General features: G+C 29.4%; 13 protein-coding genes. 3 read left to right on the forward strand and 10 right to left on the reverse strand.

Features of this window, described 5'->3' with window-relative positions; translation table 11 throughout:
* Nucleotides 1-5: 5 nt before the first annotated feature.
* From OLM55_RS01570 to OLM55_RS01600, 7 genes are all read right to left on the reverse strand, one after another.
* On the reverse strand, nt 6-578 hold the full coding sequence (locus OLM55_RS01570; RefSeq protein WP_264559664.1) for an NUMOD4 motif-containing HNH endonuclease: 573 nt from the start codon (nt 576-578) through the stop codon (nt 6-8).
* A 65-nt stretch (nt 579-643) separates the two neighbouring features.
* Nucleotides 644-1,729, reverse strand: a complete 1,086-nt coding sequence (locus OLM55_RS01575; protein ID WP_264559665.1) for an agmatinase family protein — start codon at nt 1,727-1,729, stop codon at nt 644-646.
* Nucleotides 1,730-1,741: 12 nt separating this feature from the next.
* Entirely contained in the window at nt 1,742-3,022 is a 1,281-nt protein-coding gene (gene kynU, locus OLM55_RS01580) for a kynureninase (RefSeq protein WP_264559666.1), read from the reverse strand.
* Nucleotides 3,023-3,144: 122 nt separating this feature from the next.
* Complete coding sequence (queA, locus tag OLM55_RS01585; RefSeq protein ID WP_264559667.1) at nt 3,145-4,194, reverse strand: tRNA preQ1(34) S-adenosylmethionine ribosyltransferase-isomerase QueA; 1,050 nt, start codon at nt 4,192-4,194, stop codon at nt 3,145-3,147.
* Nucleotides 4,195-4,365: 171 nt separating this feature from the next.
* Nucleotides 4,366-4,692, reverse strand: a complete 327-nt coding sequence (locus OLM55_RS01590; protein WP_264559668.1) for a hypothetical protein — start codon at nt 4,690-4,692, stop codon at nt 4,366-4,368.
* A complete protein-coding gene (locus OLM55_RS01595; RefSeq protein ID WP_264559669.1) occupies nt 4,692-6,179 on the reverse strand; it encodes a LamG-like jellyroll fold domain-containing protein in 1,488 nt (495 codons plus the stop codon). Before OLM55_RS01595 ends, OLM55_RS01590 begins: the two co-directional genes overlap by 1 nt.
* A 244-nt stretch (nt 6,180-6,423) precedes the next feature.
* Nucleotides 6,424-7,272 (reverse strand): T9SS type A sorting domain-containing protein, encoded by an 849-nt coding sequence (locus OLM55_RS01600; protein WP_264559670.1) that lies wholly within the window; start codon nt 7,270-7,272, stop codon nt 6,424-6,426.
* A 216-nt stretch (nt 7,273-7,488) separates the two neighbouring features.
* On the opposite strand from OLM55_RS01600, the gene OLM55_RS01605 reads away from it, so the two are divergent.
* The 3 genes from OLM55_RS01605 (at nt 7,489) to OLM55_RS01615 (ending at nt 11,109) form a co-directional block, all read left to right on the forward strand.
* Nucleotides 7,489-8,883, forward strand: a complete 1,395-nt coding sequence (locus OLM55_RS01605) for a two-component regulator propeller domain-containing protein (protein WP_264559671.1) — start codon at nt 7,489-7,491, stop codon at nt 8,881-8,883.
* A 600-nt stretch (nt 8,884-9,483) separates the two neighbouring features.
* Nucleotides 9,484-10,362 carry a sensor histidine kinase gene (locus OLM55_RS01610; protein ID WP_264559672.1) on the forward strand — a complete coding sequence of 293 codons (879 nt, stop codon included), beginning with the start codon at nt 9,484-9,486 and terminating at the stop codon, nt 10,360-10,362.
* Nucleotides 10,363-11,109: a LytR/AlgR family response regulator transcription factor gene (locus OLM55_RS01615; protein WP_264559673.1), complete on the forward strand. Its 747-nt coding sequence runs from the start codon at nt 10,363-10,365 to the stop codon at nt 11,107-11,109. It abuts the gene before it with no gap.
* A gap of 2 nt (nt 11,110-11,111) precedes the next feature.
* On the opposite strand, the gene aroA is transcribed toward OLM55_RS01615, so the two are convergent.
* The 3 genes from aroA to OLM55_RS01630 are packed head-to-tail and all read right to left on the reverse strand — an operon-like array spanning nt 11,112 to nt 13,011.
* Complete coding sequence (gene aroA / locus OLM55_RS01620; RefSeq protein ID WP_264559674.1) at nt 11,112-12,356, reverse strand: 3-phosphoshikimate 1-carboxyvinyltransferase; 1,245 nt, start codon at nt 12,354-12,356, stop codon at nt 11,112-11,114.
* A complete protein-coding gene (locus OLM55_RS01625) occupies nt 12,357-12,683 on the reverse strand; it encodes a DMT family transporter (protein ID WP_264559675.1) in 327 nt (108 codons plus the stop codon). It abuts the gene before it with no gap.
* Nucleotide 12,684: 1 nt separating this feature from the next.
* Entirely contained in the window at nt 12,685-13,011 is a 327-nt protein-coding gene (locus OLM55_RS01630) for a nucleotide pyrophosphohydrolase (RefSeq protein WP_264559676.1), read from the reverse strand.

A 13,011-nucleotide genomic window follows, 5' to 3' on the forward strand; every position in this document is an offset into this window, starting at 1 on the left:
TTCTATTAAACTTTAATATGTCCCCAGTTTTCTCCTGTTTTAATTCTATGCAATTGCATTTCTGTAATTCCAAATTCTTTAGCAATTAAGCGCAAACGAGTTTTTCTATTTGGATCGAGTAGTTTCCTCTTCAAACGAATAACATCAATTTCTCTTAATTTAGTGTTTTTTGGTCCAAATTTTTCAAAAGCTCTTTTTCTTCCTGCTGCAACATGCGGACTTTTATAACCGTGCTCTCTCATTTCTTGGTAAGTAACCCATTTTAAATTAGTTATAACATTATTTGTTTTATCATAATCTAAATGAATTACATGCGTTTGCTCTTCAGATTCTTTAGCCATAAACAATTCACCTATCATTTTATGAATTGCATGCGCATAAACTGTCTTTTTATTATTGGTTTGCCTAACGTATCTAAAGTAAGGAAATCCATCATTATTTGCAGGTTTTAATAATCGACCTTCTTTAATATTAGAAGTAAAACTCTTTAAACGACCTAAATTAGAAACAGCATATCTTACTTTTCCTGGAACTTCAAGTTCATATTCTTTCCATTGTTCTGTTATAAAATGACTCATTACTTGTGGTTTGGTTAATAGATTTGGGGAAATCATCAGTATTAGTCTAATTTACAAATAAATACCTACTTTAAAAAATTAATTTTTTCTCCTACATTCATTTTTTGAGATTTCGCAAGCATTCCACACATATGAAATAACATACGAGCTCCAACATTTCCATCCCAATCTCCGTTTTCACCCGGAGCAACTTCAACTAAATCAAACCCAATAATTTCTTTATTTGTTTCTGCCAACCTACTGAATAAATAAGTTGCCATTTCATACGTAAATCCACCAGGAACTGGTGTTCCTGTATTTGGGCAATATAAAGCATCCATTCCGTCAATGTCAAAAGAAACACAAACTTTTTTAGGTAAGGAATTAATAATATTGTCGCATAAATGTTGCCAAGTATTCCCTTCAAACAATTGCTTTTTTAAATCAGTATCTGTATGAACTAAAACTCTTCCGTTTTCGCTTTTCACAACTCCAACTTCCTCCTCACAGAAATCTCTAATTCCTACTTGTACAATTTTTGAAATTTGAGGAAGTTTCAAAGCATTATACATAATTGAAGCATGCGAATAAGTAAATTGCTCATAGGCAATTCTTAAATCCATATGTGCATCTAAATGTAAAATTCCAAAAGATTCATGTTGAGATGCTAAAGCTTCATAATATCCAAGTGGTGTTGAATGATCTCCACCTAATAAAACTACTTTTTTGCCTTTATTCATCCAATACTGAGTTCTTTCTTTTACTTCAGTATGCAATTCTCTACAAATTTTATTGATTTTATCTAAATCGTTTTGTAATGCTGGAAAAGTTGAAATATCTTCTCCATTTTCTTGTGCTTCAATAATAGGCTGTGCTAAGCTTTTATATTTTTCAGAATTAGTTGCCCAATGTGATGGAGCATCATCCATAAAAATTCCTAATTTCCATAATTCAGGAAATTCTTGATGGTTTAAATCTACTTGAAAAGAAGCCTCTAAAATTGCATCTGGACCTTCTGAAGCGCCAGCTCCATAACTCACCGTAACTTCCCATGGAACAGGAATTACTATAATTTCGCTTTGTTCTGCAGAAAATGGTAATCCAAAAACAGTTGCATCTGCTAATCCTGGTTTACTAGGATCGAATGTATCTATAATTTGTTGCTTTGTCATGCTATTAATATATTATTTTGATAAAATACCTTTTTTTAAAATTTGGCCAAAATTATACATATCTTCAAAAGAAGTATATAAAGGAACTGGAGCTAAACGAATTACATTTGGCTCTCGCCAATCGGTTACCACTCCGTTTTTCATTAAATAATGAAACAATTCTTTTCCTTGTCCGTGTAAATAAACAGATAATTGACAACCTCTTTCTTCTTGATTTGCTGGAGTTAAAATTTCAAATTCTGCTTCTTCTAGTTCTGCGTCAATTTCATGTAGAATGAATTCTAAATAAGAAGTAATCAAATTTCTTTTTTTAACTATTTTTTTCATTCCAATTTCAGCAAACATATCTACAGATGCTAAATAAGGTGCCATTGATAAAATGGGCAAATTACTTACTTGCCAACCATTCGCACCGTGAACTGCGTCAAAATTTGGCTCCATTAAAAATCTTCTTTCCTTATTATGACCGTACCAACCGGCAAATCTATTTAAATCTTTATCTTCATGGTGCTTTTCATGAACAAAATACCCAGAAACATTTCCTGGTCCAGAGTTCATATATTTATAACTACACCAAGCGGCAAAATCTACCCCCCATTTGTTTAGTTCTAATTCGATATTTCCTGCAGCGTGCGCTAAATCCCAACCTACATATGCTCCTACTTTATGACCTGCTTCGGTAATCGTTTTCATATCAAAAACTTGACCTGTGTAGTAATTTACTCCACCAATTAAAACAAGAGCTAGTTCATCTCCAATCTCTTCTATTTTACTTAAAATATCTTCAATACGAATATTATGTTCCCCTTCTCTTCGCTTTATTTCAACTATTGCATCTTTTGGTTCAAAACCTCTACTTTTAACCTGACTTTGAAACATGTATTGATCTGAAGGAAAAGCTTTTTCTTCGCAAATAATTTTAAATTTATTTGGAGTTGGGTTGTAAAACGAAACCATTAGTAAATGTAAGTTTACCGTTAAAGTATTCATTACACCAACTTCAGTAGGTTTTGCTCCAACAATTTCACTCAACGGTTGGCAAAATCTTTCGTGATAATCCCACCAAGGTTTATCTGCATAAAAATGTCCTTCAACTGCTAAGTTGGCCCAGTCATTCATTACCTCATCTACATATTTTTTTGCGGTTTTAGGTTGTAAGCCAAGTGAGTTTCCTGTAAAATAGATTACATCTTTATTATTTATTTGTGGGAAAATAAATTCGTTTCTGTATTTATTTAACTCATCATGAGCATCAAGTTGTTTTGCAAATTCTAAATTATTTTCAAATTTCATTTGAGAGGTTGTTTATTTAAAGGGTAAAAATAAGTATAAATTAAGAAAGGTAAAAAAGAATAGTTATAAATAAAAAAATCGCATCAAATAGATGCGATTTTTAATATACAGTTTACTTTATGTTATAAGATTAACATTGCATCACCATAAGTGTAGAATTTATATTTTTGCTCAATTGCTTCAGCGTAAGCTTTTTTCATTAAATCATGACCACAAAAAGCAGAAACCTGCATTAACAAAGTAGACTTAGGCATATGAAAATTTGTTACCATAGCATCTGCTAAACTAAAATCATAAGGCGGGAAAATAAATTTATTTGTCCAACCTGTGTATGGGTTTAAAGTTCTTTGAGAAGAAACTGAGCTTTCAAGCGCACGCATGGATGTAGTTCCTACGCAACATACTTTATGTTTTTTGGCTCTAGCTCCATTTATAATATCACAAGTTTCTTGAGAAATATCCATTTCTTCAGAATCCATTTTATGTTTTGATAAGTCTTCAACCTCAACTGGGTTAAATGTACCAAGGCCAACATGTAAAGTTACTTCTGCAAAATTGATTCCTTTAATTTCTAATCTTTTCAATAAGTGCTTTGAAAAGTGTAAACCTGCTGTTGGAGCTGCAACTGCACCTTCATTTTTAGCATAAATTGTTTGATAACGTTCTGCATCTTCAGGAGTAACCTCTCTTTCAATATGTTTTGGTATTGGTGTTTCACCAAGTTCTAATAATTTAGCTCTAAACTCTTCGTAAGAACCATCATATAAAAAACGCAAAGTTCTACCTCTTGATGTTGTGTTATCGATAACCTCAGCAACTAAAGTTTCATCATCTCCAAAATATAATTTATTTCCAATTCTAATTTTACGTGCAGGATCTACTAAAACATCCCATAAACGTTGCTCCGCATTTAATTCTCTTAATAAGAAAACTTCGATTCTAGCACCTGTTTTTTCTTTATTACCGTATAATCTTGCTGGAAAAACCTTTGTATTATTTAAAACCATAACATCACCGTCATCAAAATAATCTATCAAGTCTTTAAACATTTTGTGCTCAATTAAACCTGTTTTTCTGTGTACCACCATTAATCTTGATTCGTCACGATTTTCTGCTGGAAATTCTGCCAATAATTCTTCTGGCAAATTAAATTGGAAATGAGATAATTTCATGTAAGAAAGTTATAAGTTATAAGTTATAAGTTATGAGCCAGTTACTCATATAAATAAAACGCCTGCAAATATACGATTATGAAATAGGCGTTGTCAAGTAAAAAGCGGTTTATTTTAAAAATCCTACTGTTTACTGAACAACGCCTATGCAAAAACTAAAAAAACTACTTCTTATAACTTACTCAATAGTTTTACTTTATTGTGCATATCTTTAGAAGCGGTTAAGATTAATGCTCCTTTTTTTCCTTTTTCGTAATAATGCAACTTATCGCCTTCTTCCATTTTTATAGTTGTGGTCGCCCCTTTAGTTAACGAATAACTACCACCACTTCCAGCGTTGATCACTTTTACTTCATTATCCGTATCATTTTTGATTTTGATGTCAAATTTTTCAGAAACTGCATCTTCTTTAAAAATTTCGTTAGTTTGCTTTATTGATATGATGTTCATGGATAATAACCCTAAAGACAAAACAGCAATGATGATTACTTTTTTCATTATTTTATTACTATTTTTTTAGTTGCAATATTATTATCTGTATCTTGAATACGAACCATGTACATTCCAGAAGCTAAATCAGAAACATTAATTTCTTTTTGATTAGACGATAGTACTTTTTGCCCTTGAATGTTGTAAATTTCTACTGATTGTAATTCTATTGCTGTTTCAATGTTTAAAATATCGTTAACTGGGTTTGGGTAAATGGATACTTCTAGGTTGTTTTGTATGAAGTTTTGAGAAGCTAAAGTGTTGTTTGTGTATAAGCTGGCTACATCGGCTGGTGTTATTGCATAATTATAGATTTTTAAGTCATCAACATAGCCGTCAAAACCAATGAGATTAAAAAGAGAACCACTACTTGTATTCCATGTTGGTCTAGAACCAGTTAAAACTGAAACACCATCAATATAAATTCTTATAAAACCAACTGCATTGTATGTACACACCACATGTTTCCAAGTGTTGTTTGGAATAATTACTGATCCGGTTAAATCGTTTGCCCAGCCATAATTATTGATAGTTGTTGGTTTAAATGAGAAACCATATGCACCATTGGTTACTTGTGATCCATACATAAATACATTATTGTCAATTGTTGAAATAGTTATTGGTTTTATCCAAAAAGACACTGATCTAGTGCTATTTGAAATTGGCAAACCAGTTATTGAAACTCCCATAGAACCATTTACCATATTTATAGCAGAATTTGCATTACCATTTCTATCTTCAACAAACATATTTGAATTTGGATTTGAAAAAGTCGTGTTTCCATTAACATCATATAACGTATTATTAAAATTGAATTCAGCAATTGCTGGTAATGACGGACTTGTTGTAAAAGTATAAGTAGCACTATATGAATTTCCTGCTGCATTATTTCCTACTATCTTATAGTAATATAAAGTGTTAGGCGTTAATCCGGTAATTGAAACGTTACCAGTGATTGTAGTATTACCGCTTGAAGGGAATCCAACAATGACTGTCCCTAAAGTTGAAGTTAGTCCGTATAAAATATCAGATATTGTTGAACCATTATTTGCGTTCAAAGAATAGGTAATTATTGCTGAAGTGGGTGACACTACACTTGAAACATTTGAAATTGTTGCAAGTGTTACTACTGGTGGAGCAGCAGTTGTAAAACTAGTAGTTCCAGAAGTAATAGTTGTAGAATTACAAGCTTGTAAATAACCACTATAAAATCTATAATAATAAGTTGTACTAGCATTTAACGATGCTATATTGAATGTGTACGTTTGAGTTTGAGTGTTAGAATTTGTTATTGTTGTTACATTTGATGCAAAAGTAGAAGATGTGGAATATTGCAGATAAAAAGTAGAATTTGTACAGTTATAAGTATTTACATTAACACTGATTGTAGCAGTTGCGTTGGTTATCGAACTTGTTGTAATGTTGAAAAAACCAATTTGAGAGAATGATAATGCACTATTTAATAATGCAAAAAGTAAAAGTAATTTTGTTTTCATAATATTTAGTTTTAAAGTTTGGTTCAAAAATACTTTGGTAAAATCATCTTTATAATAGTGAGTTTACCAAACCCTATTTTCAGTTTACTAAAAACATAAAAAAAGAAAGAGCACTCCGTAAGAGCACTCTTAATCATTATAAAAACAAATTAAAAATTATTATAAAAAGAAAAGAATATAAAACTAACAACAACAATTCTAACCTATATTCTTCTAATTTTGATTTTAAATGTTTCATAATTTACTATTTAATTACTATTTTCTTAGTTGCAATGTTATTGTCTGAATCTTGAATACGAACCATGTACATTCCTGCAGCTAAATTGGAAACATTAATTTGTTTTTGATTATATGAAAGTACTTTTTGCCCTTGAATGTTATAAATTTCTACTGATTGTAATTCTAATGCTGTTTCAATATTTAAAACATCGTTTACTGGGTTTGGGTATAAGGCAACTTCTAGGTTGTTTTGGTTGAAGTTTTGGGATGATAGTGTTGTATTGTTATTAAATAAGCTTACCACTTCAGTAGCTGAAATTTCTCTATTATAAATTTTCAAATCATCCACAGCCCCATTATAACCTCCTTGCATAAAACAAGTATTAGTACTTGATGTATTAATTGTACCTGCGTAAGTGCCTATTAGCACCCCATTGACATATTGTTTCACTGTTCCAGATATATTTGTTGTAACTACATAATGATACCAAACCCCGTTTGTGATAGTATAGTTTGTTGTTTGATAAAAAGGTGGTGCTCCAAAAGCAAAATTATTAGTCGGAAAATTACTATAAGAAATTAAGAACCTAGAATTAGTTGATCCATCTCCATACTCTAAAGGCACTATTTCTCCAACTGACACATTAACAAGCAACCATATAGAAATTGATCTTGCTACACCACCAATAGGAATGTTATTAATTCCTGTAAAAGCAATACCTGTACTTCTAGACAATGCGCTGTTACTATTTGCGTTTCTGTCTGCAACATAAGAACTCGCTCCAATAAAAGTTTCTCCATTAATATAACTTGTTGCGGTATTGTTAAAAGTAAAATTTGCAATTAATCCTGTTTCTTGTGAATAAACGCACACACTGCAAATTAAATAAAAAGTACTACTTTTTTCATAATTATTTCTTTTAAATTTAGGACAAATGTATTTTATCACGTGCCTGTGTAATTTAATGAGTTTACCAAACACTATTTTCAGTTTACCAAATATAATTTCGTTAATCCATAACTAGGTTTCGTATACTCATTTGTAATATTATAAAGTGTATTTTATACATTTGTTTAAAATCAAAACCAATTGCGAATTATATTATTTTTACTATTTCTTTTACTTACGAATTTAGGCATTAGTCAAAATCCGTATCACATTACTATTGACAAAACTTCTGGATTGCCTTCTAACAGTGTGTATGATATTTTTCAGGATAGCAAAGGTTTTATGTGGTTTGCTACTGGAAAAGGATTGTGCCGATATGATGGAAATGAATTTACATTATTTACTGCCGATTTTCAAACTTCTAAATCGGGTTCTTGTATTCAAGAAGATAAATACGGACGCATTTGGTATGAAAATTTTGATGGGTTTTTAAACTATATTGAAAATAATGAGCTAAAAGCATTAAAACAAAATAAACCAATAGGTTATTTTAGATACGGAATTAATGATGACCATATACAGGTGTTAGAAGAAAACGGTATTCAATTCTATGATTTAAAAACGCTTAAACCTTCAAAGAAAATAAATCTAAAATTAAATCATTTACAATTTGCATTTTATACTCATAATACGCTTTACATATTTGACGAAAAGTTAAATGAAATTGATGCAACTGGAAATATAAAATCATACTCTTATCCTAACAACTTTATTAAAGAATTTAACGCTCCAATTGTCCAAAAAACAACCAATGGAATTGTTATTATATCAAAATACACCAATGATTATTGTTTTTTTGAAAATGGAAAATTTAAAGAAGGAAAATTTAATTTTCCTACAGAATTTATTCAAAATTTAGCATCAACAAATGACAATAATCTTTGGCTTTGCACTACTAAAGGAATAATACACTTTAACACAAAAACACTAAAGGAGACAAAATACTTTTCTGATAAAAATATTTCATTTATTTATATAGATAGCCTACAAAACCATTGGATCTCAACAATTAATGAAGGTGTACTCTTTATTGAAAATTTTGACACTAAAATAATTGAAACCAACTCTAAACCCAATATTTTAACTCACTCAAATTATGGTTTATTAGCAGGTTTAGAAAACGATATTGTAATTAAATTAAATCCTCAAAATAATACATACCAAACAATATACCAGGGTAATCTAAATCATGGCGTCAACCAATTATTTCATGATAAAAAATCAAATACTACTTTTTTAACATCTTCAAAATTTAAAATAATTTCTCATAATAAAGTAGAAGAATTTTTACTTGGAGCCGTAAAATCGATAGCAAAAATTGACGATAAATATTTTTCATTTGCAGCTAGTAATGCTTCAGGAATTTTTACTAATAATTTAAATTTGAAAAGTAATTGGGATTCTGTTTTTAAAAAGTATGCCGCTTTGAATACTAACTCTTCATCAAAAATAAATTTAGTTTATAATGTTAATGGAAACCAACAACTTATAATCCAAAAAACGAAACTATTTATTTTGCAACAAACAACGGTTTAATCGCTTTTTCAAAAAATGAAAAAAAAGAAATAAAATACAATAATAAAACTATTTTTTTTTACAAAAATTGAATACTATAATGGAATTACTTATGGTTTAACTAGTAATGAAAAATTATATACAATTTCTATAAAAAATCAAATTAAACCTTTTGTATGTCCTGCTAATTTCACTGCTGTTACTATTGAGAAAATTTCAATCGAAAATAATTTATTATTTGCCTATACACCTGACGCTATCTACGAAATCAATCTCAATAACAACACGTATAAAAAAATCATAACATTAAATAAAGAAACAACCATTTCAGATGTAAAATTCTTAAACAACAACTATTACTTTGCCTCTTCAAAAGGAATAATTATTAAAAAAAGAGAAGAAGAAAAAATAATTTCCATTCCAAAACTATTCATTAATAAAATACTAATTAATGATGAAAAAATAATTTCCCCAAATAATACTGAACTTAATTATACCGAAAATAATATAAAAATTAATTTCACTGTTTTATCGTTTATTCCGAATGAAAAATTTAAAGTATTATACAGCATTAACAATTCAAAATGGAATACTTTAGATGCTGAAAATAGAAATTTAATTTTGTCTTCTTTGTCGCCTGATGACTATGAAATAAAATTAAAAATTGATACAAAAAATAGCACCGAAATAAAGACTATACATTTTAAAATCAAAAAACCATTTTGGTTAAACACCTTCTTTTTAATTGGAATTGGCATACTTTTTTTAGTCTTAATTTACAGCTTTTACAAATGGCAAATTCGCAAATTAAAACGTAAAAACGAATTACTAATTGAAAAAGTAAATCTTGAAAAAAATCTAAATCAGTCAAAATTAAAAGCAATAAAATCGCAAATGAACCCGCATTTTTTCTACAATGCACTAAATACATTGCAATCTTATATTTTATCAAACGAAAAAAAACAAGCAATAGAATATCTTTCTAAATTTTCTAATCTTACAAGAACCATTTTAGAGCTAACCGAAAAAGATTATATTTCAGTTAACGAAGAAATAAAAACCTTAAAACTCTATTTAGATATAGAAAAAGCACGTTTTGAAGATGATTTTAAGTATGAAATTAATACAAATAGTGATTTAGACAATGAGCACATAAAAATTCCATCAATGATGCTACAGCCTTATGTTGAAAATGCCATTAAACATGGTTTATTGCATAAAAAAGATAATAAAGAGTTAAAAATTAGTTTTGAAAAAAACAATGATATTTTAAAAATTACAATTGACGACAACGGAATTGGCCGACAAAAAAGTGGCGAATTAAATACTATAAAAAACAAAAACCATAATTCGTTTGCTACAGAAGCTATGCAAAACAGAATTGACTTGTTAAACCAATACAATCATAATAACATTTCAATAGTTATAACCGATAAAACTAACTTTTTAAAACAATCTATTGGTACAACGGTAACATTTAAAATTCCAATATCTTATTAAATGAAAGCAATTATAATTGATGATGAAAAACGTGCAAGAGTAACTCTACAATTACTTTTAGCAGAATATTGCCCACAAATTGAAATTATTGCTCAATGTGAAAATTTACCCGAAGGTGTAAAAGCAATTCGCAAACATAATCCCGATTTAATTTTATTAGATATTGAAATGCCTGGTCATAGCGGCTTAGAATTATTGGATTTTTTTGATGAAAGTGACATTAATTTTTCGATCATATTTACTACAGCTTACAACGAATATGCAATACAAGCATTCAAACTTTCGGCAATTGACTATTTATTAAAACCAATTAATCCAGAACAACTTACTGAAGCTATAAATCGATTAGAAATACAGAAACAAAAAAAATTAAATTTTAAATTATTAAAAGAAAACATTTCTAATACTTGTTCAACCAAAATTGCTGTTCCATCTGGAAATAGTTTAATTTTTATCGATACTTCTAAAATTTCCTATATTAAAGGAGAAGGTGCTTACTCAGAAGTATTTTGTGTTAATGACATAAAACATATGGTAAGCCGAAACCTTAAGAATTTTGAAGACACTTTATGTAATAATTCTCCATTTCTTAGAGTACACAAATCTTATATTGTAAATTTTAATTTTGTAGTTGCATACAATAAATCTGACGGTGGTTTTTTAGAACTTGAAAACAAAAAACAAATTCCAATTTCGTCAGATAAAATTACTTTGATTTTAGACAAAATTCAACTCATTAAACGATAAAATTATTCCATTTTAAAACCAATAGATTTTAAATCTTCCCAAAAAGTTGGAAATGATTTTGAAACCACCTCAGCTTCATTAATAACTAATGCAGTTTTTAAAGCTAATGGTGCAAATGCCATTGCCATTCTGTGGTCTTGATATGTATCTATACTTGATTCGATTATTAGATTGTTCGATTGTTCGATTGTTAGAGTATCGTTAGTAACAGAAATAATTGCTCCTAATTTTGATAATTCAGTTTTTAGCGCTTCTAATCTGTCGGTTTCTTTGATTTTTAAAGTATGTAATCCTGTTAGATGACATGCAATTCCTAATCCGAAACAGGTTACTGCAATGGTTTGAGCAATATCTGGTGAGTTGTTTAATTGACAATTGATAATTGGTAATTGACAATTATTGTTTTTTGAAATTGTAATTGATTTATTGCTATTGAAAACCGTTTCTACTCCAAAGTCTTTGTATATTTCTGCTAAAGCTGAATCTCCTTGTATGCTATTTTGTTTGTAGCTTGATAATGTGATTTGTGTTCCAATTTCGGATAATGCAACTATGGAATAGAAATAAGAAGCTGAAGACCAATCTGATTCAATGGTGAATTGTGAATTGTGAATTGTGAATTGTGGATTTACTTTGATGACATTATTTTTAAAACTGGTTTCAACACCAATTTCGTTTAGCAATGCTAATGTCATTTTTATGTAGGGAATGGATGTGATTTCTCCTTCCAAAGTTAATTCTAAACCGTTTTCCAATTTTGGAGCAATTAACAATAATGCAGAAATGTATTGACTACTAACATCTGCTTTTAAAGTCACTTTATTATTTGTGATTTTTTGACCTTTAATTCTTATAGGCGGAAAACCTTCATTTTCATCATAAGTAATTTCGGCTCCAAGTTGTTTTAAAGCTTCAACTAATATTTTTATTGGACGTTCTTTCATTCTTGAAGAGCCTGTTAAAACGATTTCTCTATTTTCTTGAATGGCAAAAAAAGCGGTTAGAAAACGCATAGCTGTTCCTGCATGATGAACGTCAATTAATTGTGAATTGTGAGCTGTGAGTTGTGAATTTCGCAATGCTTCTTCCATCACGTTTGAATCATCTGATTGAGAAATATTCTTTAATTCAATATTTGGATATAAAGCTTGTAACAATAACAATCTATTGGTTTCAGACTTTGAACCTGTAATTTTTATTGATGATTTCGACTTATCTATATTTGAATGTTGAAGTACTAAATTCATTTAATTAGAAACGAATTTTAATCCTACTAAAGATAGAATTAATGTGGTTAAAAAAAATACACGCCAAAAAGTTGCTGGTTCTTTAAAAATAAATATTCCAACTAAAACACTTCCTACAGCTCCAATTCCTGTCCAAACGGCATAAGCTGTTCCGATTGGTAATTCCTTGGTTACTCTTACTAATAAAACCATGCTTATGGTTAGGCAAATTAAAAAACCAGCATACCAATAATAAGATATGTTTCCTGAAGTTTCTTTTGCTTTGCCTAAGCAAGTTGCAAAACCTACTTCAAAAAGACCAGCTATTATTAATAAAATCCAATTCAATTTATTTTAATTTTTCGTTATTATGATGACGGTCGTGATCGCGATTTGTTTTTACATCCATTTTTTTATCGAAAGCTGCTTGTAAGTCAATTCCGGTTTGATTTGCCAAACACATTACTACAAAAACAACATCGGCAAGTTCTTCGCCTAAATCTTTGTTTTTATCACTTTCTTTTTCTGATTGTTCGCCATAACGGCGCGCAATAATTCGGGCGACTTCACCAACTTCTTCAGTAAGTTGTGCCATATTAGTTAACTCATTAAAATAACGAACTCCGTGCTCTTTTATCCAATTATCAACTTCTAATTGTGCATTTTTTATATTCAT

The organism is Flavobacterium sp. N2270, from assembly GCF_025947225.1.
In the GTDB taxonomy this organism is placed as follows: Bacteria; Bacteroidota; Bacteroidia; order Flavobacteriales; family Flavobacteriaceae; genus Flavobacterium.